15 protein-coding genes are annotated in these 24,476 nt (G+C 62.3%); 11 read left to right on the top strand and 4 right to left on the bottom strand.

Translation table 11 applies throughout. The features are described 5' to 3' along the window. Window positions 1-269: 269 nt before the first annotated feature. The 4 genes from AVKW3434_RS03075 to AVKW3434_RS03060 all read left to right on the top strand — a co-directional run bounded on the left by AVKW3434_RS03075 (window position 270) and on the right by AVKW3434_RS03060 (window position 8,651). Complete coding sequence (locus AVKW3434_RS03075) at window positions 270-2,792, top strand: type VI secretion system Vgr family protein (RefSeq protein WP_284404288.1); 2,523 nt, start codon at window positions 270-272, stop codon at window positions 2,790-2,792. Between the two features lie 37 nt (window positions 2,793-2,829). Then, a complete protein-coding gene (locus AVKW3434_RS03070) occupies window positions 2,830-3,261 on the top strand; it encodes a DcrB-related protein (protein WP_284404286.1) in 432 nt (143 codons plus the stop codon). Between the two features lie 65 nt (window positions 3,262-3,326). Beyond that, on the top strand, window positions 3,327-8,225 hold the full coding sequence (locus AVKW3434_RS03065; RefSeq protein WP_284404283.1) for an RHS repeat-associated core domain-containing protein: 4,899 nt from the start codon (window positions 3,327-3,329) through the stop codon (window positions 8,223-8,225). Beyond that, a complete protein-coding gene (locus AVKW3434_RS03060; RefSeq protein ID WP_284404281.1) occupies window positions 8,226-8,651 on the top strand; it encodes a hypothetical protein in 426 nt (141 codons plus the stop codon). A 7-nt stretch (window positions 8,652-8,658) separates the two neighbouring features. Here the strand turns inward: AVKW3434_RS03060 and AVKW3434_RS03055 are convergent, their stop codons facing one another. After that, entirely contained in the window at window positions 8,659-9,672 is a 1,014-nt protein-coding gene (locus AVKW3434_RS03055) for a Bug family tripartite tricarboxylate transporter substrate binding protein (protein ID WP_284404279.1), read from the bottom strand. Window positions 9,673-9,901: 229 nt separating this feature from the next. Between AVKW3434_RS03055 and AVKW3434_RS03050 the strand changes: the two genes are divergently transcribed. From AVKW3434_RS03050 to AVKW3434_RS03040, 3 genes are all read left to right on the top strand, one after another. After that, window positions 9,902-10,432, top strand: coding sequence for a VC1465 family Xer recombination activation factor (locus AVKW3434_RS03050; RefSeq protein ID WP_284404277.1), 531 nt, complete (start codon window positions 9,902-9,904; stop codon window positions 10,430-10,432). Further along, a complete protein-coding gene (locus tag AVKW3434_RS03045; protein ID WP_284404273.1) occupies window positions 10,429-10,935 on the top strand; it encodes a hypothetical protein in 507 nt (168 codons plus the stop codon). The genes AVKW3434_RS03050 and AVKW3434_RS03045 overlap by 4 nt, the downstream gene beginning before the upstream one ends. 117 nt (window positions 10,936-11,052) lie before the next feature. Then, window positions 11,053-11,952: a rolling circle replication-associated protein gene (locus AVKW3434_RS03040; protein ID WP_284404269.1), complete on the top strand. Its 900-nt coding sequence runs from the start codon at window positions 11,053-11,055 to the stop codon at window positions 11,950-11,952. 415 nt (window positions 11,953-12,367) lie between these two features. On the opposite strand, the gene AVKW3434_RS03035 is transcribed toward AVKW3434_RS03040, so the two are convergent. After that, complete coding sequence (locus AVKW3434_RS03035) at window positions 12,368-12,583, bottom strand: TraI domain-containing protein (protein WP_284404266.1); 216 nt, start codon at window positions 12,581-12,583, stop codon at window positions 12,368-12,370. A 587-nt stretch (window positions 12,584-13,170) separates the two neighbouring features. Beyond that, complete coding sequence (locus AVKW3434_RS03030; RefSeq protein ID WP_284404263.1) at window positions 13,171-16,605, bottom strand: IPTL-CTERM sorting domain-containing protein; 3,435 nt, start codon at window positions 16,603-16,605, stop codon at window positions 13,171-13,173. Window positions 16,606-17,045: 440 nt separating this feature from the next. Between AVKW3434_RS03030 and AVKW3434_RS03025 the strand changes: the two genes are divergently transcribed. Both AVKW3434_RS03025 and AVKW3434_RS03020 read left to right on the top strand, forming a co-directional pair. Then, window positions 17,046-17,657: a response regulator gene (locus AVKW3434_RS03025; RefSeq protein WP_284404261.1), complete on the top strand. Its 612-nt coding sequence runs from the start codon at window positions 17,046-17,048 to the stop codon at window positions 17,655-17,657. After that, complete coding sequence (locus AVKW3434_RS03020) at window positions 17,654-19,468, top strand: ATP-binding response regulator (protein WP_284404259.1); 1,815 nt, start codon at window positions 17,654-17,656, stop codon at window positions 19,466-19,468. The genes AVKW3434_RS03025 and AVKW3434_RS03020 overlap by 4 nt, the downstream gene beginning before the upstream one ends. A 220-nt stretch (window positions 19,469-19,688) precedes the next feature. On the opposite strand, the gene AVKW3434_RS03015 is transcribed toward AVKW3434_RS03020, so the two are convergent. Next, entirely contained in the window at window positions 19,689-21,668 is a 1,980-nt protein-coding gene (locus AVKW3434_RS03015; protein WP_284404257.1) for a hypothetical protein, read from the bottom strand. Between the two features lie 174 nt (window positions 21,669-21,842). On the opposite strand from AVKW3434_RS03015, the gene AVKW3434_RS03010 reads away from it, so the two are divergent. Continuing rightward, window positions 21,843-23,453 (top strand): rhodanese-like domain-containing protein, encoded by a 1,611-nt coding sequence (locus AVKW3434_RS03010; RefSeq protein WP_284404253.1) that lies wholly within the window; start codon window positions 21,843-21,845, stop codon window positions 23,451-23,453. A 146-nt stretch (window positions 23,454-23,599) separates the two neighbouring features. Next, entirely contained in the window at window positions 23,600-24,403 is an 804-nt protein-coding gene (locus AVKW3434_RS03005) for a transporter substrate-binding domain-containing protein (RefSeq protein ID WP_502869030.1), read from the top strand. Window positions 24,404-24,476: the final 73 nt, after the last annotated feature.

The raw sequence follows: 24,476 nt of genomic DNA, 5'->3' as shown, positions 1-24,476 counted from the left end.
CAGCGGCGTGCCGATAAAGAATGTAGGAAGCCAACGCCAGCCCAAGAAAAATGATATTTTTATTAAATTCTGCGAAATTAAATCAAAAACTATTTGAATTCAATGAATATTAAGTATTTATACCTATTGATTGAAATTGAGCAGATGGATAATGCAAGTAATTTTGCAGATTACATTTTGAGTCAAATATCCAATAAGGTATTGGAAACAAGGGAATATCATTTGCGGACCCCATTCCCGTTACAAATCCGGCATGGCCGGCATTCCTCATGACACGCCGAGTCACCATCCAGACGCCCCTGGGCGAGCAGTTGCAGTTTCGCCAGCTGCAGGGCAAAGAAGCGCTGAGCGAGCTGTTCTCCTTGGACGTGAACCTGCTGAGCGAGAGCAAATCCATCGACCCCAAGGCCCTGCTGGGCAAGAGCGCCACCATCGTGGTGGAGACCGAAGGGGGCGGCACGCGCTACCTGGACGGCATCGTCACCCGCTTTGGGCTGCAGGGCCAGGACCACCGCTTCTACACCTACAAGGCCCGCCTGAGCCCCTGGCTGTGGCTGGCCACGCGGCAAAGCGACTTCAAGATCTTCCAGAACAAGACCGTGCCCGACATCATCGAAGAGGTGCTCGGCAAATACGGCTACCCGCTGCAGCGCAAGCTCACCCAGAGCTACCGCACCTGGGACTACTGCGTGCAGTACAACGAGACCGACTGCGCCTTCGTCTCGCGCCTGATGGAGCACGAGGGCATCTACTACTTCCACGAGCACAGCGCCGGCCAGCACGTGCTCACCCTGGCCGACGACATCGTCGCCTCGCACAGCCCGCTCGCGGGCGCGGCCGTCATCCCGTTCTACCCGCCCGAGAAGGCCGCCGTCGCCGACAAGGAGAACATCCACGCCTGGCAATTGGCGCAGGAGATCAAGCCCGGGCGGCACTACAACGACGACTACGACTTCAAGAAACCCAAGGCCGACCTGTCCAACATGCGCCAGACCCCGCCGGGGCATGCGCACGACAGCCACGAGATCTACGAGTGGCCGGGCGGGTACACCGAGTTCGGTGATGGCGAGAACTACGCCCGCTCGCGGCTGCAATCGAGCCTGACCGGGCACAGCACCGTGCGGGGCGAGTCGCGCCATCGGGCGCTGGCGCCCGGCTACACCTTCACCCTGGAGAACCACCCGCGCGAGGACCAGAATCAGCAATACCTGCTCACCGGGCTGGAATACCACTTCAAGGAAAACCCCCAGGTCAGCGCCGTGGCGCCGGGCACCAAGGGCACGCCGCAGGAGGAGGGCTCGTTCCAGAAGTTCACCCTGCAGGCCCAGCCCACCAGCCTGCCCTACACGCCCGCGCGCACCACCCCGAAGCCCAAGACCACCGGCCCGCAGACCGCGGTGGTGGTGGGCCCGCCGGGCGAGGAGATCTGGACTGACCAGTACGGCCGGGTGAAGGTGCAGTTCCACTGGGACCGCATCGGGGCCATGGACGAGAACTCCAGCTGCTGGGTGCGGGTATCGCACCCCTGGGCGGGGCTGAACTACGGCAGCATCCACATCCCGCGCATCGGACAGGAAGTCATCGTGGACTTCCTCAATGGCGATCCGGACTACCCCATCATCACCGGGCGGGTCTACAACGGCATCCAGATGCCGCCGTGGAAGCTGCCGGACAACAAGACGCAGTCGGGCACGCTCACCAACTGGAGCAAGGGCGGGGGCGGGGCGAGCATGCTGCGCTTTGAGGACAAGAAGGGCATCGAGCACCTGGAGCTGTCCAACACCTACGGCAACACGTACCTGAACATGGGGTACCTGATGCACCAGGGCAGCGGCTCGCAGCGCGGGTACGGGTTCGAGCTGCGCACGGACCTGTGGGGGTCGATCCGGGCGGACAAGGGGCTGCTGATCACCACGTACCCGCAGGACTTCACCTCCAAGGTGGCGAGCAACAACCCGGATGGGTTCGATCAGTTGGGTGCGACGCTGGCCAACACCTCTTCACTCATGCAGGAGGCCGGGCAGGCCGTGTCGTCGGTGAACGCCACCATCGGCGCATTGGCCGATGCCAAGGCCTCGCAGATCGCCAGCATGGGGGCAGGCATTGCGGCCATGACCGGGGGCGCGGCGGGCGGCTTGGCCTCGCTGGCCAAGATGGCAAGTTCCCGCTCGGGTGGCGATGGAGGAGGGGGCGCGGAAACGGCCATGCCCACCAACACCGACCCGGCCATGCCGGATGCGCGTGGCCTGATGGATTTGTCCAAGGACATCACCAAGCCGATCGTGTCCATCGTGAGCCCGGAAGGGCAAAGCATGATCAGTCCCAAGCCCATCGTCGTCAGTTCGGGCCAGAGCACGTCGGTGCATGCGCAGCAGCACGTGACCATCTCCAGTGGCGCGCAACTCACGCAGTTGGCCAAGGCCGGCATGCTCACGCACGTGACTTCGGGCGGGCAAAGCAACATGGTCTCGGGCGGTGACGTGGCCTCCGTGGCCCAAACCGGCAACATGAACCTGGTGGCGGAGCAGAACATATCGCTGTCCTCCACCAGCCTGAACGCCAATGTGCTGGCCAAGGAAAACGTGGTGGTGAACGCGCAGAGCGACACGGTGTTCGTGAACGCGGGCAAAAACATCACGCAGGTGGCGGGAGAGAGCGTGACCCTGGTTTGCGGCGCGGCCTCCATCACCTTGAAGGCCGATGGCACGATCGTGCTCAATGGCGTGAAAGGCGTCTTCAACTTCCAGGACGACCTCGACCAGTTCGGGAAAAAGATCAACCTCAATTGCTGAGGCCCTCCGCCTGCGGCCTCATTCCATAAGAAAAAACATGCTTTATCACTTCCAAGAAGGCCACATCACGGCACCGCCCCATGTGACGGACCGCACCATGCACCTGTTGGCGCCCGAGCCCGGCTCCGGCGGCATGACCATCGCGATCTCGAAGGACCCGCTGGAGGCGGACGAAACGCCTCCGGAGTTCTTGAAGCGCCAGTTGAACGATCTTTCCCGGCAAGTGAGCAAATTCACCCGCAGCGAGATCGAGCCCGCATTTTTGGGGGCCGGCCAAAAAATCGGCGGCTCGAAGTTTTCGGTGAGCTACAAGCAGCAGGGCAAAACGGTTTACCACGTGCAGTCGCTGTTCCTGCTGCCGGACACGCGCCAGGTGCTGAGCCTGACGTTCTCGCTGCCGGTCCCTTTCACCGATGAGCACCACAAGATGGTGGGCGATGTCTTGGGGAGTTTCGTCTTGCGTGAGTGACGACGGGGCGACGACCCAAACGCACGTGCCTGAAGGCACGGCTTGAAAAAAGATGGAGACAAAACATGGGCGGACTGGCGGCGGCGAGGCTGGGCGACGACATCGGGCACGTGTCGGTGTGGTCGAGGCTGGCGCGGGTGGGATTGCGGCTGGCGTCGGGGATGGTGGAGACCTTGTTGGTGGCAGGGGCGGTTGCGCTGTTGGCCGGGGTATCGGTGGCCACCATGGGCTGCGGGGCGATCCTGGCGTGCGGCCTGCTGGCCGGCTTCATCGGAGGGGCGACTGGCTGGAGCAGCTACAAGGAAAAGAAGATCCAGGAGATGACCGAGGACATCGGTGAACTGGAGATCACGGGCAAGCTGGGCGCGCAGGGGGCGGGCACCGTTCTCATCGAAAAACGCCTGGCCATGCGGGCCGTCGCCGATTTCACCGCCTGCACCAAGCACTCCTCACCCAACCCCAATTTCATCGCCGAGGGCACCGACAGCGTCTTCATCGAGACTTTTCCCGCTGCGCGCAAGGGCGACAAGCTCATGTGCGCCGCGCAGATCGCCACCGGCGCGGACACCGTCTTCTTCGGCGGCAACAAGACCGCCTACCTCAACGTCGCCGACGACAAGCTGTGGTGGGAGACCGCGCTGGAGATCGGTGTCGGCCTGGCCATGGGGCGCGGCAACTTCCTGGGGCGAGTGGGGTGCCTGGCCATGGGCGCCGTCGTCGGCATGGCCGGCGAGTGGCTCGGGCGCGGGTTCCGGTCCCTGATTGGCTACCCCGTGCACCCCGCGACGGGCGGTAAGGTCCTGGACGGCAGCCGTGATACCGACTTCGTGCTCCCCGGGCCGTTGCCCATCGAATGGCGGCGCTTTTACAGCAACCACGATCACCGTCAGAACACCGTGCACGGCGAGGGCTGGAGCGTGCCCTACGACATCGAACTGCATGTCGTGCGCCCAGCGCCCGGCAGCGGCCAGGCCGGACGCCTCGTTTACGTCAATCCGCAGGGGCGGCACATCGAGCTGCCCTGGGTCGAGCCAGGCAACGCCCTCTTCAATACCGGCGAGGGCTTCATCGTCGGGTGCACTGCCGGAGGGCACTTCGAAGTCAGCGGCCTCGACCACATCCACGAGCAATTCGGCCCGGCGCCCGAAGAGCCCGGCACCCATGTCCTCAAGCTCCTGCGCCTGCGCGACCGTTTCGGGCACTGGATCGCGCTGCGCTACGACAGCGCGCGGCGCCTGGTGGGCCTGACCGACCACCTGGGGCGGGTACTGCGGCTGGACTATGCGGGGCAGGCCCGCCAGGTGCATTCCATCCACCTGGTACAGGCCGCCCCCGGCGAGCAGCTGGGCCTGCTCGCCAGCTACCGCTATGCGGCCGAGAGTTCGCATCAGGATCGCCAGGGCCCCGGTCATTCGCCCGAAGACCCCGTGCCCGGCCAGCTCACCGAAGTGCTCGACCGCACGCGCAGTCTCACCCGGCGCTTTGCCTATGCCGAACGACTCATGGTCCTGCAGGCCGATGCGGGCGGTTTTGAAGGCCACTACGCCTGGGAGCGCGCCGCGCAGGCCAGCGGCCCCGAGCGCCAGGACGGCGCGCGCGGCCCCCAGGGTAAGCGCCTGCGCGACCGACGCGTCGTGCGCCACTGGACCGATGACGGCGAAACCTACGACATCGCCTACACCCTAGCCGGCGAGGACAGCATTGCGAACGGAGGTGCGGAAGCCGGCGGCGGCGAAACGACCGCCACCGACCAACTGGGCCGCTGCCAGCATTGGCGCTGGGACCGCCACCACAACCTCACCCGATACCAGAATCCCCTGGGCCATATCTGGCAGCTGCGCTGGAGCGAGCGGCGCGAACTGCTCGCTTGCACCCGGCCCAGTGGCGCCACCACCACCTTCCAGTACGACGAGAACGCCCTGCAGATCGGTGTCATCGACCCGCTGGGCCACCTCACGCGCACGCTGTGGGACAGCCGCTGGTTCGTGCCCCTGCGCGTGACCGGGCCCGACGGCGCCACCTGGCGCTGGGAATACGACGACCGTGGCCTGCCCACCACCGAGACCACGCCGGACGGCCGCACCACCGAGACCGCCTGGGACGCCAGCGGCCTGCCCGTGCAGATCACCGACGCGCGAGGCGGGCGCAAAACCCTCGTGTGGAACGAGCGCGCGCTGCTCACGCGCCACACCGACTGCTCCGGGCAAAGCACCCACTACGCCTATGACGGCCAGGGACGACTGCAAAGCGTCACCGACGCGCTCGGGCAGGTCACCCGCAGCACCTTCGATGCGCGCGGGCGCCTCGTGTCCGTGGCCCTGCCCGACGGCAGCAGCCAGACCTTCGCGCACGACAGCGCCGGGCGCCTCGTGCAGCACACCGATGCACTCTCGCGCGCCACACGCTACGGCTACAACACGCGGGGCCAGCGCCTTTGGCGCGTGGACGCCGAGGGGCGGCAAAGCGGCGTGCGCTACGACGTGGCGCACCGCATGGCCGAGTTCACGACAGAAAACGGCGCCAGCTACCGGTTCGGCTACGACGTGGGCGACCGGCTCATCGAAGAAGTGCGCCTGGACGGCACGCGCATCGCGCTTGAATACGACCCCGATGGCCAAGTCAGCGCCATAACCCACCACGCGGGCGGGGGCGATGACGTGTTCGGGGACATCGAAGCCCAGGCCGCCGAAGGCACCTTGGCACAAGGCGCCAAAGCGCAGAGCGCCATGCCTGTGCGGCGCACCGAGCTCGTGCGCGACGCGCTCGGGCGCCTCATCGAAAAGCGCTGCCAGGGCCACATCCTGCGCTACCGGCACGATGCCGCGGGACGTGTGGTGAAGGCCGCGCGCCTGCGTGTGGTGGGAGAAGGAGAGGGCGAACCTGGCCATCAAGAGCCCGCTCGGGAAGAACTGCTGCACACCGTGCGCTTCGAATACGACGCCGTGGGCCATCTGGTGGCCGAGCACGCCACGGATGCGGTCACCGGGCACACCCACCACCTGCGCCACGCGCACGACGCGCTCGGGCACCGCACGCGCACCGAACTGCCTGCCGTCGCGCAGCCCGGCGGCCGGGTGTTGCAGCGCAGCCTGAACTACCTGCGCTACGGCTCGGGGCACCTGCACCGTATCGGCCTCGGTCTGCGGGAATCGCTGGCGGCAGAAGAAGTTGAAGAGGCCGCCGAAGCTGCAAGAGAAGAAGGCGATGACCTGACTGCCTTGCCGGCGAGTGAGGCGCACCGGCTGATCGCCGACTTCGAGCGCGATGCGCTGCACCGCGAAGTGCACCGCAGCCAGGGCAGCCTGGGAACGCGCTATCTGCTCGATGCGCTGGGGCGGCGCGTGGGCAGTTGGACACGCTCGGATGCGGGCCTGCAGGCGGCGGGCTGGGAGCGCGAGTGGCATCAGCAGCAGGTGGAGCTGGCCGAGCACGGCCCCAGCCATGCCACCGGCCTGCTCAAGCAATACCGCTACGACGCGGCGGGCGAGCTGCGCGACAGCGTGCACAGCCAAAAGGGGCGCAGCAGCTTCCAGTACGACGGCACCGGGCGGGTGCTGCAGGCCTTGCGCCTGGGGCCGGGGGCCGGGCAGGGCGCGCCGAATGCATCGGGCGCCTCGGGCCCCGAGCGCACGCAGGAGCGTTTCGACTACGACCCCGCCGGCAACCTGATGGACTCGCAAGCAAGTCATGGAGTAGGGGCAGGGCATGCGGGCGCCGGTTCGCGCGGCTACCTGCGCGACAACCTTGTGCGCGTGTACGAGGACAAGCGCTACGCCTACGACGGCCTGGGCCGCCTGGTCCAGAAAAAGAGTGGACGGCACACGCTGCAGCACTTCGAATGGGATGCGGAGGACCAACTGGTGGCCGTGACCACGGTGCGCCGCCCGGGCACGGCCGAGGCCACGCGGCAGGTCACGCGCTACCGTTACGACGCGCTGGGGCGGCGAGTGGCGAGCGATGACGCATTCGGGGTGACGGAGTTCGTGTGGGAGGGGATGCGGCTGATCGAGGAGCGCCGCGGGACGCGGGTGACCAGCTATGTGTACGAGCCGGGCGGCTATGTGCCGCTGGCGCGCATCGATGCGCAAGGGGGCAGGGTGGCCGAAGCTGTGCAGACGGCTGTGCCAGCCACGGGGCGGGCCTGGGAACAGGCCGCGCCACGCGAAGAGGCGCCGGACAGCGCGCAGATCTACTACTTCCATGCCGACCCCTCGGGCCTGCCGGAGGAACTGACCGACCCCGAGGGCCAGGTGCGCTGGCGCGCCAGCTACCGTACCTGGGGCGGGGCGCTCAAGGAGCAGTGGGAGGCGGTGCGCATCGACGGCAGCGCCATCCCCGAGGCGCAGGCGCACGGCCGGGGCGAGGCGATCGAGCAGAACCTGCGGCTGCAGGGCCAGTATTTGGACCGGGACACGGGGCTGCACTACAACACGTTCCGCTTCTACGACCCGGACATCGGGCGCTTCATCAGCGCCGACCCCATCGGACTGGCGGGCGGCAGCCATCTGCATCTCTATGCGGACAATCCATTGCGGTGGATCGACCCTTGGGGCCTGGAAAAGTACGTCATCATCGGCGAGGGTCAGAGCGCGGTGGAGGCCTATGCCAAGGCGATGAGAGACAACCCGCGGCTGTCGGGACACGAGTTCAGAACGATCAAGAAGGACTGGCCTGGAGTCATCCGTTCCAGTGGCGCCTCCACGGAAGCCATGAGTTCCTACGAATGGGAGCGCAAGGCCGTGCAAGGCAATATTGACTGGATCAATGATCGCCATGCAGAAGGTTATAAATTCATCGATATCGGGGCCGATGGCGCAGAAAATCGAAGCTCTTTTTATCTCGCGGAGAAACAGGCTTTGACGGACCTTGGCGTCAAACCGGCGCGAGGAAACGCAGCGGCCATTGCTGCCGCGCGAGCCGCGGCGCCTGTGAGCGGCCGGCCGAAATCCAAATTGGGATGCTGAATGGATTCTTCCTTTTCCAACGAGTACATCGCCACGTGGATCCATGTGCCCATACCGCGGCATGGCGAAGAACGAGCGCGAAATTTCTACGAGAAAGACCTCGGGTTCAAAAGAAGCTACAGCGAGTTTTGGGTGGCGGAAGACGGCTTGGTGCGTTTGCAACTCAAGTTCGTGGAGCACGTTGAAAAAATCAACGCGCTCCAGCCGTCATCGCTTTGCAGCGTCTTCCTGAAGGGCGACTTTCTCTCGCTGTGCGAGCGCTGGGTGCACCAAGGCGTGTCCATCGAATTGCTGCAACTCGATCCTGGAGGCTTCACCGCAGTCGTTTTGGACCCCTTCCTCAATCGCCTTGAGTTTCGTGGCGATGAAGAGTCCAGTGATTTCTCGATCGACACGAGTCAGTGGCCTTTTTTTCGCCGCGCTTAGCTGATCTTCAGCCCATTCCTTCGGGTTTGATCTGGGCGCGCGCAATGACGGGTTTCCAGCGCGCCTGTTCTGATTTGATGAAAGCGTCGAACTCCGCACTGGTGTTTCCAACCGCCAAAGCCGTTTCCTGAGACAGCTTTTCCTTGACCAGAGAGCTTCGCGCTGCCTTGACGGCCTCGGTTTCCAGTTTGGCCAGATTGGCCTTGGGCCATTTGCTGGGAGCCATCAGCCCGTACCACTGAGTCATTTCGAAGCCTTTGAACCCCTGTTCAGCCACCGTGGGCACATCCGGCAATTGGGGAAGCCGTTGTGCAGTCCCCGTGGCAATGCAGCGCAATTTCCCGGCCTTGATGAAAGGCAGCAGGGCCGGTGCGCCCACGGCTGCGGCCTGCAGACGTCCGGCCATCAGGTCGGTGAGCATGGGACCCGTTCCCCGATAAGGCACGTGCAGCATGAACGTGTCGGTCACCATCTTCAAATATTCGAATGCCAGATGGCCAGCGCTGCCATTTCCCGCCGAACCGTAATTGAGCTGGCCAGGGCGGGCTTTTGCATAGGCAATGAATTCCGACAGACTTTTGATCGGCAGGTCCGGATGCACCACGTACAAGCTCGGCACTTTGGATACCAGCGTGATGGGAGCAAAGTCGCGGTTGGCGTCGTATGCCAGTTTCGGAAAGATGTAGGGGTTCACCGCCAACGTGCCGATGTGGCCCAGGATCAAAGTGTGCTCATCGGTACTGTTGGCGACTTCCTGCATGGCGATGTTTCCTGCAGCGCCCGGCTTGTTGTCCACGAACACGTTCTGACCGATGGTCTTGGATATTTCTGCAGCGACCGCGCGGGCTACGATTTCGGAGCTGCCGCCGGGCGCAAATGGGACCACCAGTCGCAGTGGTTTCGTGGGCCAGGTGGATTGGGCACTCCCGATGCGCCATGGCAGAAGCGAAACGGCGGCGGCGGCAGAGCTCGAGAGGACGAGGCGACGGCGGCTGAGTACCGCCGGATGTGAAATGCGCATGGCTTGTCTCCATATCGTTGTGGTCAAGCAAACTGCGGATGGTGCAGATGCAGGGGCTTGCTCAGCTTAATGCAAGGTGGGCGTGGCATGGTGAGACTCAAAGCAGATCACGCAATCATCGTGTTTTAGTGATTTTACATAATATACATCGTATCTAGTTAAGTACCGGGGCAGGCATCGTCGCCATGACCCTGACACCCGCGCTGAGCTTGCTCAACGGTTCCGGGCCATGTACCGCAACCTGGGCCTAGATCTGCCCGGCTGCGCGAAGCTTCTTCACGTCACCGAACGGACTTTGCATAACTGGCAGTCCGGCAAGCACGACATCCCTTTCGCCGCCTACAAGCTGCTGCGCCTGCTCAACCGCATGGAGCTGCCCGGCGAGTCCTGGGCAGGCTGGTGTTTTCATGGCGGCAAGCTGTGGACGCCTGAGGGTCATTCGTTTGTCGGAACTGACGGCTCATGGTGGTCACTCCTTGTTCGACGATCTGAAGCATTCGGAAAGCAATTTCGGTCGGCACAGGGGGACAGCGCTGCGCGCACGGCCGCGGGGGTGCAAGCGAAGCGCGACCCTGCGGCCGGGGGCGAAGCGCGAAGCCTCCCGGCCGTGGCCGGGGGGCGGCGCGAAGCGCCGGCCCTAGATTTATCTCATAGACACTTTGGAACATCAGACCGGCAAACCACGGCCGGCTGCGGGTTCCCAGTGCGTTTCTCGTTCTCCTACCACCCCTCGTTCAACGCAAGAAAGGAACTGCCATGAACACCGCTTTGAAACCCGTTCGTACCCGTGAAGATTGCTTCGAGTGGCTGAAGCTCGAGGAAGTCCAAGAGGAAGTCTTTGCCGCCTTTGTGGGGGCAAAGCGCCACTTTCGAACTTGGGACTTCGACTCCGAAGCGGTTGAGGCTGATTCTTCTTTGCCGCTCTTGCCGGGTACGGTTATCTCCGCCGACGGGGAGCCATGGGCTGATCGCTGGAGTTTTTTGGAGTACATGCTCGCTGGAATCGTCTGGCGTGTTGAGGCCCTGGCTAGGAGCAAGGGTGTTGATCTGACGCAATGCGATGTGGCGTCTTGTCTTGGGTCTCCTTTGTTTGCCCGGGAGGGTTTCTCTGCACCTGTCTACTCCTCGCTTGGCGGCGCTGTCACTACGATCACAGATGCTCAAATTCGAGCTCTGCCTGCGGCCCAGCGAAAGGCCCTGAAGGCGGCAGTTAAGGCTGGCAGGCCAGTGACCCTGCCTACTGGTTCTCTGGGAGGCCTGTGACCTGTTACGTTGACCTGGTGAACATTCCTGGGCAGGTGTCCTGCCGGAAAAAGAGAACCCCGGCGAGTGCTACCAACACTCCCGGGGCCATGACCATTCTTGGAAAGGACAAGAACGATGGAACGGATTGTAGGGCGTGACCGCCTTGTTAGTACCACCGGTGGTGGATTCGACCTTGTGTGTCGCCCTCTTGGCAATGGCCATTCTGAGTACGTCATTCGGCCGCTGGTGACTTGGCATGTCGAGGGTGAGCTCTCAGATCAGGCCTATGCCGACTACCTTGCTGAGCGTGAAGCTACGGCTGAGGAGCGGCGTGAAGCCAATCTTGAACGGGCCGCTCTGCGTGCAAAACAACGTGTTCGGCACCTGTGCAAGGCCGCTGGTGTCGATACCCTCCTCACCCTCACCTACCGTGAAAACATGACCGACTGGGCAACGCTCAAGCGGCATGTGAAGGAGTTCAACAGGCGCATGGCCAGGGTGATTCCTGGCTGGTTCTACGTGGCTGCGTTTGAGCGTCAGAAACGTGGCGCGTGGCATGTTCACATGGCTGTGCATCGCATTCCGCGGACCATCGACCATGCCTGCGGAGTGAAGGTCAAAAGCTACAGCGTCATCCGGGCTGTGTGGCACTCCGTGGTGGGTGACCTAGGCGGCAACGTTGACCTTCAGGCGGGCATTCGCATGCGCGCGCCCTCTCGCATTGCCAGCTACCTCTCAAAGTACATGGTGAAGGCCTTCGCTGAGGGCGACGCCTGGAGCAACCGGTTCTCGTCCAGCAAGAACATTACGGTGCCAAAGCCCGTGCGGCTTCGCTTCGTTGGCTACTCCTTTGCGGATGTGGTCGGCTTGGTCTTCGATGAGCTCGGCGACTACGCCTGCACTCAGCTCACTTGGAAGCTGACGAAACGAGGTGTGCTTCCGGATGAGGCCGGTTGTTGGTTCATCTTGGATACCAACATCCCGTCGCGCAGTGACCGTTACGTGCGTGACATAGAAGGCTCTACCGACCTGTAGGGGGGTATGGGGGCCATGGCCCCCATGTGAGCGAAGCGCGACCTTGCTGCGCTCGTTCGCCCTCCCCGTTCTCCGCGATGCAATGCGCTCAAGCAAGCGCTGCGCTCACTCGCGCCTGATAAACAGTGATTTCTTCAAAATATTATGTGGACAAGTCGATAATTGGCTATCCTCGGAAGCCAATGAAGATTATTATCTCGGGCACAAAAGATAATGACGTATACATCGTATCTAATTAAACGCCGGGATAGGCATCGTCGCTATGACCCTGACAACCTCGCTGACCTTGCTCAACGGTTTACGTGGTGATTGCAAGCGCTGGCCAAGCGCAAAGGCGTTGACTTGAAATATTGTTAGGCTCGCCAGCGTTTCGAAAACATGGCTTTGGTGATTCCTACTTCTCGTTCCTCGACGGTCAGGCCTTGATCCATACACGCACGCCATCAGCCAAACTTTTGGCCACAAACCACATCGAGCCGTCATGCACCCAGCCCGCCACGCCTGATCGGTTAAGGAGCAGCGCGGTACCTGCGCGCAGTATGGTCTTCACCGGATCCATCAGCATGTTGATGAGCGGGATCGTATTGCTGGTGGCAAACCGCGCCCCGCTGCCGTGCAGCAGGGCTTGCAATATCGATGGTGGTTGGCGCGACCGACGATACTCGCCACCAAGCCATCCTTGGGGCCGGAGCGGAAGCGGGTGAGCCCCTCCACAGGATGTGCGGCCGACGCGCTAGAAACGTCACTGCCGTGGTGGGCGCGATCTGTCCCAGCAGCGCGACCGCCAAGCGTGCGCGCGCGCCATAGTCCCTTGCGGATTGGGGGACGAACTTCACCAGGTACTCCGCCGCCCTGCCCCGCTCGATCCGAGTCATCAGCCCCCCGATCGGATTCCACCGGGTGCGCTCCATCGCTCCAGGCGTGCGCCATGTGGCGCGCAGATCCATCATGTGCTTGGCAATGTCATGCAGAACTGCGGCGAAGAACCCCACGGAGGTCTACTCTTCCCGCTTTGAGTCGATCTGTTCGATGGGCGAGCCCTCTGGCAGGAATTGGCCGTTTCGCCAAGTGATGGTCGCTAAAAGCATTTCCAGGGTCTGGCCCCAACAGCCCGCCCACATACGCGTGGTGATGGGCGTCGGACGCCGGCATAAGCTGCATCATCGGCGTAACCGTGGACAGCGGGTAGCAGATCGCGCGCCCCGCAAGGCTATTCATTCAGTTCACCGACCTGTGTCTTAGTGCCAGCATGCCCAGCCCCGCGGCCAGGAGCGAGCTAAGAATCAGTCCCCACTCACTCAGCGTAGGGATTGCAGAAATGCCGTCCGCCGGCACCTCAGCCAATACCGGCGCGAACGGGTCACGGATCGTGCCAGTCGCTGCATCGGCATCCCCAATGCCGTTGTCAGCCACGGTATAGGTCACCATGCGGTGGTCTGTACTCAGCGTGGCTCCCGACCACTGAAACCAAGTGGAAGTGCTACCACCGGCCGCGGCAGGCCCGAACTTCCAGAACTTCACGCCTGCGGGAAGAGCCTGCGGATAGTTGAGCGTGACGGTGACGCTGACCGCGCAGCCGGTGGCCACGAAGGCGAAGCCGCCATGGGGAAGGGTGTAACCGTCTGGAGCACTAACCGGCGAGCTAAAGCGGGTGCCGCTGGCGAAAGTGCAGCCACTGCCGCCGCCCGACAGCGTCGCCGTGGCATTACCCGTCATTCCTGGCACGATGCCTGATACCGACCGCTGCGCAAGGACTTCAAACTGGTAGCTCACCCGCGAGGCGGGGTCGAAAGCAGCGTTGCCTGCCTGATCGGCGTGGATGGTGCAGGTGCCGGTCGAAACGAACGACAGGGAACCAGCGGATGTGATCATGCAGACACTAGGCGAGCCGGAGGAGAAGGTCGGGGTTAGATTGGAGGTCGATGTAGCCGATAGGATCGGCGATGTCCCGAAAGTCTGGTTGCCCGGCGGGTTGAACGTGATGGTCTGTGTGCCCTTGGGTGTAGCGTAAGCGGGAAGCGACGCCGCAGAGACGCCAGCACCGTTTGTCGCGGTGACGATGAAGGTGTATGCCGTGCCGTTGACGAGGTTCGAAGCCGTGCAGGTCCGTGCGCTGGCGGTGGTGCAGCCAACGCTGGTGCCACCATTACCGGGCACGCCCGTCACGGTATAGCCTGTGACTGTGCTCCCACCGTCATCGGCAGGGACCGTCCAGGCAAGGGTGACTGCGCCATTGCCTGCAGTAGCAGCCAGCGCCGTGGGCGCGTTCGGCACGGTTGCAGCGCGTATCAGAAAAGCGTCTGAGGAAATGCCGTTGACCACCGCCTGCAAGGCGTACCACCCGCTGGCTAACGAAGACGGCAAACGCTGCGCGGTGTAGCTGGTGCCGCTGGACGTAGCGGGTTCAAGCCATGCGCTGGCTCCGTTGTCCAGTCGCTGCAGCCGGACTATCGGCAGGTTTGTTGCAGAGCTGTTGGTCGAGCCCCCGCTGGCTTCGCTATCGCCGTGCAGCAGCGCACCAGTGAGGATCACGGAAGAGCCTGGCAGCAGCACTCCAGGGTTGACGAGGCTAAGAACCGGCTTCCTGCTGCTGGGCGTGTCTGAATCATTAGTGAAGATTTCCGCGCTGGTCAACACACCGACGCCATACCCGCCATACCCGCCAGCCACCAGCACAGTGCCTCCGGGCAGCAGCGTGGCTGTTTGAGCATTGCGCGCGGTGCCCATACTACCCGCGCTACTCCAGACATTGGTTGCAGGGTCGTACTCCTCAGCGCTGACCAGGGCATTTACACTGTTTGTACTGCCTCCCGAGACGAGCACCTTGCCGTTGGGGAGCAACGTGGCGGTGTGGAGATAGCGCCCGTTGCCCATGCTGCCCGCGCTGCTCCAACTGTTGCTAGCGGGGTCGTACAGTTCAGCGCTGGCGTTGCCGCCTGATCCTCCTGCAACCAGCACCTTGCCACTGGGAAGTAGTGTGGCCGTGTGTGATTCGCGTGCATTGCCCATGCTGCCAGCGCTGCCCCAACTACTTGTCGCGGGATCGTACAGCTCAGTGCTGGCAAGGGCGCTGCTGCTGCCGTATCCCCCGGTGACCAGCACCTTGCCATTGGGCAGCAGCGTGGCGGTGTGGTGAATGCGCGCGGTGCCCATGCTGCCCGCGTCGCTCCAGCTGTTAGTCGTGGGATCGTATAGCTTCGAACTGACGCCACCGCCGATGCCAAACCCTCCCGCAACCAGTACCTTGCCGCCGGGTAGCAAAGTGGCGGTATGCGAGTCGCGGTAGCTGCCCAGGCTGCCTGCACTGCTCCAGCCGTTAGTAGAGGGGTCGTACAGCTCCGCGCTGGCGGGTTGGGTTCCTCCAGCAACGAGTACCTTGCCGCTGGGCAGCAGCGTGGCGGTGTGGGAGTATCGCGCGGTGCCCATGCTGGCCGCGCTGCTCCAACCGTGGGTCGCGGGGTCGTACAGCACCGCGCTGGCAAGGGCGCTCCCGTTGAATCCCCCGGTAATCAGCGCCCTGCCGCTGGGCAGCAGAGTGGACGTATGCGAGTGGCGCGCAGTGCCCAGACTACCGGCGTTGTTCCACACATTGGCAGCAGAGTCGTACAGTTCCGCACTGACCAAGATGCCGCTGTCATTGGCCCCTCCACTAACAAATACCTTGCCACTGGGCAGCAGCGTGGACGCATGGGACTGGCGAGCAGTACCAAGGCTGCCTGCGCTGCTCCACGCATTGGCAGCGGGATCGTACAGTTCCGCACTGGCCAAGATGCCGCTGCCATTGGCCCCGCCGGTGACCAACACCTTGCCGCTGGCCAGCAGCGTGGCCGTTTGACGGTAGCGCGCAGTTCCCAGACTGCCTGCGCTGCTCCAGCTGTTTGTAGCGGGGTCGTACAACTCCGAAGTGTCACCGCCGCCAAGCCCTCCCACTACCATCACTTTGCCGCTGGGCAGCAGCGTGGCTGTGTGAGAACCTCGTGCATAACGCAAGCTGGCCGCATTGCTCCAGCGATTGGTTGCGGGGTCATACAGCTCCACGCTGGTGAGGAAATTGTTGCTGTGATCACTCCCGCCGGTGACCATGATCTTGCCGCTGGGAAGCAGCGTGGCCGTGTGGGAACCGCGCGCAGATCCCAAGCTTGCCACGCTACTCCAGCGATTCGTTTCGGGGTCGTACAGCTCTACGCTGGACAGAGCACCGCTGCCGTTGTACCCCCCAATGACCAGCAACTTGCCGCTAGGCAGCACCGTGACCGTATGGTTGTAGCGTGCATCCCCCATGTAGCCAGCATCGCTCCACGTATTAGTGGCGGGGTCATACAACTCCGCGCTGGCCAGCAGAGCGATGCTGGAGATATACCCTCCCACAACCAGCACCTTGCCGTTGGGCATCAACGCAGCTGTGTGGAAGCTGCGTGGAGCGCGGGTGGTGCTCGCGCTACTCAAGCTATTGGTTGCAGGGTCGTACAGGCCCGCGCTGTGGAGCGGCGTGCTGTTGTTGTCGAGCCCTCCCACTACCAGCACCTTGCCACTGGGCAGCAGCGTGGACGTGTGCGCGGAACGTGCAGTGTCAAGGTTGACCGCGCCGTTCCAGCCGGGCTGCGCCAGCGCTGAGCTATTGGCGAAAAGAAGTGACGTCCAAATAAGCCCCATCCAAAGTCTTCTCAGCCAAGCTACGCCTAAAACAAAATGTAGTTGTGCAGGGAGCAGCACGGCGCCAAGCGCTCGTGACCACGAGCGCCCGAGCGACAAGACAGAGGTGGCTGGACGGCCACGAAGCCATTCAGTGATGGGTAAAGAGACGGCCATGATGTTGATCCTCTGCGTGCCGACCTGTTAGTCGATGCACGGGGGAGATGCAGCCGTCCGAAAGAGCGGCCTTGCGATGACAAGCCGACCGAAGCATCCGGGCAACAGCATCCGGCTAGCGTCATGCGACAGGTGCAAGAAGTGGCTTCGTCGTCGAACCGGCTGAATGTAAATTTTTGTCGGACGCTTGCCCATAGTCCATTTGGACTGGTTGGCGCACCGTTCGGTCAACTCTGGTTGATCTTGCCTGGTATGCATCCGTCGACTTGGCTACATTGCAGCCCATGACGGCCATTCTTCTCATTGACGACCACAGCCTGTTTCGCGCTGGCATTGCCATGGTGCTGGCGAATGGAATACCTCAGGTGCAGATCCTCGAAGCGGCCTCCCTGGAGCAAGCGCTTGGCCTGCAGCAGATTTCGCCAGCACTGATTCTCCTGGATGTGCAATTGCATGGAATGAACGGGCTGGAAGGCATCAGCTTGCTACGACAAAAATGGCCTCCTACGCGCGTCGTTATGGTGTCGGCCTACGACATGCCTGACCGGATAGAGCAGGCACGCGAGCGTGGTGCGGTAGGCTTTATTTCGAAAACAGCACAACCCGAACGGCTACTGCTCAGCGTGAAGGACTTGTTGCCACACTTCTCGACCTCTAACGACTCGGTCATGATGTCGCCGCGTGGCCAGGTCGCCTATCAGCTGGCGTTGACCCCCCGGCAGCAGGAGGTGCTGAACCTGCTTGGTGAGGGACTTTCCAACAAGATGATTGGGCGGCGTTTGCATTTGTCCGAGCACACCGTTCGTGGACACGTGCAAGCTACTTTGGGAGTGCTAGCTGTCTCGAGCCGGGCTGAAGCAGTCTTTGTTGCGCGCCGAAAGGGACTGATACTGTGAAGCATGGCAACCAGATATATGCCGAGCGGCTGAAGCTGGTTCTAGGTGGCGTAGCACAGTCCTTGCCCATCGGCTTTTTGCTCGCTACCTTGCTGGTCGTTGTGTTCAACCTCACCAGCGGCCAATCAGTCACTTCTGTGTCCGCGACAACGGGTGAGAGGATCCTCGTCGCGACGGCTCGGGTGGACAACTTCTGGTTGACTACTTGGTATTTCGCAGCGCTCCTGGCCCGCCTCGTTCTGGTTATGTATTGTCGGCGGGCCCTGCAGCAGGGCCTCGACTCCAACGCGATGCGCGGCATTACGGGGAGATTGGCGGCTGGCAAGGGGATTGAGGGGATGATTTGGGGGTTATTGGGATGGATCGTGGTAGACGAAGCCTCGTCGCCTGCATCCACCGCCATGCTGCTAGGTGTGATGGCTGCCATCAGCAGCAACGCTGTCTCCCTGCTCTCACCTATCAGGCTGCTGTATGTTGCGCTGATCGTGCCGATGCTGTTCGTGGTTGGAGGACGGTTTTTGGCGATGGACGGGTTGATGTATCAGGCAATGGGGGTCTGCTGTCTGCTATACGTGGCGGGTCAGTACGGACAAGCTGGGCTGATAGGTCGAGGCCTGAGCGATTCCATCTGCTTGAGGTTCGAAAACCTGGATCTCATCAAGCGGCTGGAGGTGGAAAAGCGAGCAGCTGACGAAGCGAAAGAGCGTGCCGAGCAGGCGAACCAGGCCAAGTCCCGATTCCTTGCTGCGGCCAGCCACGATCTGCGCCAGCCTGTGCATGCCTTGGGCCTGTTTTTAGAGGCACTCTCTTGTGGCCCCGCCGGAGTTTCGCAACGATCAGTCGTCGACCACGCTAAGGCCGCTAGCGCCGCGTCCAGGGAAATGCTTGACACGCTGCTCGACTTTTCGCGCATTGAGGCGGGCGTCATACAACCTCATTTGTCGGCCTGTCGTATCCAGCCCATGCTCTACAAGCTGGAGCAGGAACTTGCACCGCTGGCTGATGCAAAGGGACTGATCTATCGCTCGCGTGAAAGTGGATCCGTTGTTACGACTGACATGGCACTGCTGGAAATGATTCTACGCAACCTCATCAGCAATGCTGTCCGATACACAGAGAGAGGGGGGGTGCTGATTGGTTGCCGGCGTCGTGGGAGCCGTCTTTTGATTGAAGTATTCGACACCGGAATTGGCATCGCGCCAGAGCAACAGCGCGAAATCTTTCAGGAGTTCCACCAATTAGGTAACCCGGAACGGGACCGCCGCAAAGGACTAGGTTTAGGGTTGGCGATTGCCGACGGACTTTCCCGCTCACTTGATCATCCTCTCACGCTGCACTCCAAGCCCGGACGGGGAAGTGTTTTCCGGATCAGCATCCCCTTGGCGCCCTCCGATGCAGGTGTATCGGCACCGGACTGGCCCCAGCCCAAACATGGTGCCGTGTTAGCGGGACGTCGAATCCTGGTTATCGACGACGACGAGGCAGTGCGAATGGCTATGCACACTCTGCTGCAGAGCTATGGGTGTATCGACCGCATGGCAGAAAGCCTGCAAGGGGCAATGGCGCTGGGCGACTGGGTGCCCGATGCTATCGTCTGTGACTATCGCTTGGGGGACCGCCAAACAGGGCCCGAAGTGATTCGTCAACTACGTATCCACTATGCACGCCCGGTACCAGCACTATTGGTGACGGGCGATACCGCCCCGGATCGCTTGCGGGAGGCTGTGAGCAGCGACATCGCCCTGCTGCACAAGCCGGTTGCACCCGACAAGTTCTGGAGCGCGCTAAGCCAAATGCTAGCGAACAATTAATACGGGCTTCGCCATCGGCCTTCAGCTGCTGCCAAGCTGCCTTACGGTCTGGTAGATCGCGGCGCCTTTCGGAATCATGGGCCGGCGCCGCCGACCCATGCCCAGCATAAAGCTACTGCAGCCTTAACAGAATTCAGTGCAGTTGCAATCTTGACTGGGCCCAGCATTTCGCCAACCATCTGCCCCTCTTTGAACTTCTTCGGAAAGCAGCGCAAATCGCTCAGCCGCCTCGAAGGTGCGGGTAAAGAAAAAGCTGCGGCTGGCCCCACGCGTTGCTGATGCCCGGCATGGCGACAACCCGATACTCCAAGTCGCGGATGCGAACGATCTGCTGATCGTAAACACCACGGTTCAACAGCCATTCGGGTGCAATCTGGGCGCCGTGTGACCAGTTCCGCCCGGTTTCATCCTCACCAAAGGTCGGAATTGCCGTGTGCGCTACATCGGCATTGCGGCGAGGCCCCGTCACTTCTTGCTGCGGTGTGCCCCAGTCGAATTCCCGGCCGTGATTGCGTGGCCAGGAGCCCAACGACTCGAGATCCCCAAACGTAGAACTCGACGCCTCGGACTGCACTGACCATGTAGGACCGGTGACTTCCCCCACGGGTGTATCGGGATTCCAGTCGCCCTGTGACGCCTGCGGCCAACCACCAGAAGGGGTGGGCGGGAACATGGACGAGTACGAAGACGCCCCCGGCGTATCGGGATTCCAACTGCTTTGAGGAGCCTCCGGCCAGCCACCGGGAGGGGTGGGCGGGAACATGGATGAGTACGAAGATGCCGCCGGCGTATCAGGATTCCAACTGCCTTGGGAAGCCTCCGGCCAGCCACCGGGAGGAGTGGCTGGAAACATGGAGGAGTACGAGGAATCCGACGGTTCAGTTCCCGCTCCAAGGAACGGCAACGGCGCGTTGGGAGGAAACGTTGCACGCACTTGCTTCAGCATGCTCCTCATCGTCCTGCCATAAGCCGGATTTTTGCCGTGGGTCCAGAGATCCAAATCAACATCCACCGCTGGGTCATGCAGACGTGACGCCAGGGATCCCTTTCCCTTTTCTTGCAGCCAAGCACTGAATTGGCGCACGCGGGCGGACACGCTATCGGCGTAGGTTTGCCCGTTCGCGTATGTTCTTCCGCCGCCGGCCGCCAACAAAGCATTTTTGAATTCCTCGCTGAGCAGGCGATCGGCCTCGGGGATCCCACGGTTGTCGCGCTTATCGCGGATGGCCGTCATTCCGGTGAGGTCAAAGATCCGCAGCTGCTTCAGCGCCGCAACCAAATTGGGGCTTTCCATGTGAGTGCTTGCGTAAGCCTGGGCCTCGTTCATCAAGGTTTCGGAATGCAGTCTGTCCGCATCGCACAACCCCTCCCTACCTTCTTCATGGAGCCATTCGCTGAAGGCGCGCAACTCGCTTCTGTACCTGTGGGTGTCCGGAAATGCCTTACTGATGAGCCATTCATCGGTGTCAGGAATCACGTGGTACCCCGGGATCCGCACCACTCCATGTCTATTGGATTCCGCCGCGCGAAGGTGCTCCAGTGCGGCTGCCACATCCGTATGCTTGATTTTCTGCTGGAACTGCAAGACCTCGCGTGTCAGTTCCTCGTCGAACAGACGGTCCCGCAAGCCGGACTTGCCGTGTTGCCTGAGCCAAGCGCTGAAACGTATCAACAGGGCGGCGTATGTGCGCGCGCTCCGGAAATTGCTCCCGCCGATCTCAGCGCCGGAAACAAACAGTTCGATCATTTCCTTGTCGGCTGGATAAGGGGCTCTTGAGCCCGACCCGGTCGCACGCCGGATCGCGCCTCCTACCTGGGCGAGTACTCCACGCCTCCCGGCCGAAGTCGATGGACGATCGTCTGGAGCCTGGCGTTGATCATGAAGGGTGGCGCTTTCTGGAACAGTTTGATGCTCAGTTATCCACTGCGGGGCAGGCGAATCGGCGCGACGAACGTGAACGTTGTGCGCGCGCATGTCGTGGAACACGTCATCGCGCCTCGGCGCGAGCTGGGCGCTGTCGCCGTAAGTTGGGCGCTCATTCAGCCGCATTTTTGCCAGCCCTTGCAGCACATCAGAGCATTCCGCAGTCGCGCGCACGGGCGATGCTGTCTCACGATGCGGACTGCTGGACAGCCTATCCTGACGGTCTTGCAACGCTTGGTACTGCAGTTTGAAAGAGTCCAGATTCCACCAATCCATATCATTTCCCTGATAAATCCCCCAGTGTTGGCCTCTTGGACAAGAGTTGGCCGCGAAACGCGAACCCACATTCTGATAGGCGAAGCTTTTGATTGATCGATCGATGCTGCCTCATCTGCACTCTCTCGCTTAAGGTGACGCTCCGGACTGGCTTTCTCAACGATTTACTTCTCAATGCCTGCATCGCTTCACATCTCCCACATTTGCGCCCCAACCCTTCGCGACTGGCTCAACGACGAAACCGAGATCGCGTTGATCGATGTTCGCGAGGCCGGGCAGTTCGGTGAAGGACATCCGTTCTTCGCCGTGCCGGCACCCTACAGCCGGCTGGAGCGTGAAATCCCTCTGCTGGTCCCACGACTGGGCACGCGCACAGTGCTTGTCGATGGTGGAGACGGCGTTGCCGAGCGGGCCGCCGCTCGCTTGGCCAGCTGGGGTTACGACCAAGTGCACGTGCTTCGTGGTGGCGCGCCAGCCTGGGAAGCCGCAGGGTACGTGCTGTTCAAGGGGGTGAATCTTCCGTCCAAGACGTTCGGTGAACTGGTCGAACATGCGTACGGCACACCCCACGTATCGGCCCACGAACTGAGCCGCATGCTGAAGGTGGGCGGCCCACTTGCTCTACTGGATGGCCGTACGTTCACGGAGCACGGAAAAATGACCATTCCAGGTGCAATCTCCGTCCCCAACGGCGAATTGGCGCTGCGCTGGAGCACACTGGTATCCAGTCCGAACACGCCCATCGTCATCCACTGTGCCGGGCGGACGCGCAGCATCGTCGGCGCGCAGATCCTGCGCAGTCTGGGCGTTCCCAACCCCGTGCTCGCGCTGGAGAACGGCACCCAGGGTTGGGCGCTGCAAGGCCTCGCGCTCGAACATGGCAGCAACCGGCAAGATGCGGCGCCGGTCCATGTCCTGCCGAAAGACCAAGCCAATGCCGCACGGCTGGCAGCCGAGGCTGGCGTGCCACAGTTGAGCGCCGCGCAAGCGCAGGCCTGGATAGACGACCCTTTGCGGACCACGTTCGTGCTCGATGTGCGCAGCAGCGAAGAATTCAATGCCGGCACGCTGGACGGCGCGCGCCATGCGCCAGGCGGCCAGTTGCTTCAAGCAACGGACCAGACGATCGGCGTGCGCCGCAGCCGCGTGCTGCTGCTGGACGATGAGGCCGTGCGTGCGCCTGTGATCGCTGTCTGGCTCTGGAGGCTGGGATACGAGACGGCGACGGTTCAAGGCGGCATCCACGCACCTTTGTATCTGCCGGTGCGGGATGGGACGGTGGCCACCGTCCCATCCCGCACCGCAATCGCACCCGTGGACCTGCAGGCATGGGTGGACAGGAATGCGCCTGTGCTGGTGGACATACAGCCTTCGCTCGCTTACCGCCGCGAACATGCCCTTGGCGCGATCTGGTCGGTGCGACCGCGTCTGCGTGCCGATGTGCGTGCAGCAGCGCGCCATCGCCAGGCAGTTCTGGTACTTGCGCCAGATGCCGCCGCAGCCGAGCTGGCGCTCGAAGAGCTGAGCGAGTTGGTCGGAGCCGAAGCCGAATCCGTGTCCTGGGCGCTGAATTCCGATTGGGTCGGGGCGGGAATGCCGGTGGAAAGCACGCCTGAAGTGCCCGACGATGCCTCTGCCATCGACTACCTGTTTTTTGTCCACGACCGGCACGATGGCAACCTTGAGGCTGCGCGCCGCTATCTGGCATGGGAAACCGGTCTCATTGCGCAGTGCCAGCCGGATGAGTTGGCCGTGTTTCGCCTGCCCGGTTCGGTTGCGACCTGACGCCCACGCAATACGCATATCGATTCTCAGAAACATTGGTTGCCGCGGATCGCAAGCCAGGCAAAAGATGCAGGTCTCTTGCAGTTTTGTCCGATTTTTCCGAGCTTCTCATGCGCATCCAACGTTCTGCCCTTCAACGCACTGCCATGGCAGGTGCCCTTCTCGTCTCTTTCTCGGGATGGGCACATGCCGACGCCACGCTCGACAAGATCAAGCAACGGGGAAAGGTTTCCATCGGCGTCCTGGTCAATGGCGGCCCGTTCGGCTCCATCGACCCCGGCAACCAACAACTCGTGGGCTGGAACCCTGAGCTGGCCCGCGCGCTGGCCAAGGGCCTGGGGGTGGAAGCCGACCTGGTGCAGGTGCAGACCGCGACACGTGTGCAGTTCCTGCAGGCCGGCAAGGTCGATCTGCTGATCGCATCGATGGAGTTGAATCCCGACCGCGCTGACATTCTGGGTTATGCGCCCACTCCGTTCTACCGCGCGGGCGGCACCGCTGCCGTTCGAAAGGACAGCGGCATCGCCCGATGGGAGGACCTTCGCGGCAAGCCGGTATGCGTTTCGCAAGGCAGCAGCTTCGCAAAACCATTGGCCAATGATTACGGCGCGCAGGTGCAGGGCTTCAAGAGTGCCTCCGATTCTCTGCTCGCACTCAAGGGCGGAAACTGCGTCGCAGCCGTGCATGACAGCACGCTGATCCACCCGCTCTTGCGCAACAACCCCGAGTGGTCGCAGTACGCCGCGCCGATCGCATCGGAAGTCCTGCCTGCACCGTCGGTGGTATGGGCACGAAAGGGCGAGGCCGACACCATTGCTGCGGTGGACAAGGTGGTGCAGGACTGGCACCGAACCGGCTGGCTGATCGCCACGGAAAAGCGCGTTGGCATCGAGCCGCCGAACCCGCTTTTGCCAGAGCTGCAGGCAAGGTTCAAGGCCGCAGCGCACTGAGCGCGCTCCGCGAGCCCATTTCCATTCACCTTGCCGCTCCTGCGCATGGGGCTGGCCTTGCTTTTACTGATGA

This window comes from Acidovorax sp. SUPP3434, assembly GCF_030159015.1.
Taxonomy (GTDB): Bacteria; Pseudomonadota; Gammaproteobacteria; order Burkholderiales; family Burkholderiaceae_C; genus Paracidovorax.
This window is presented reverse-complemented; position numbering and strand designations above follow the sequence as displayed.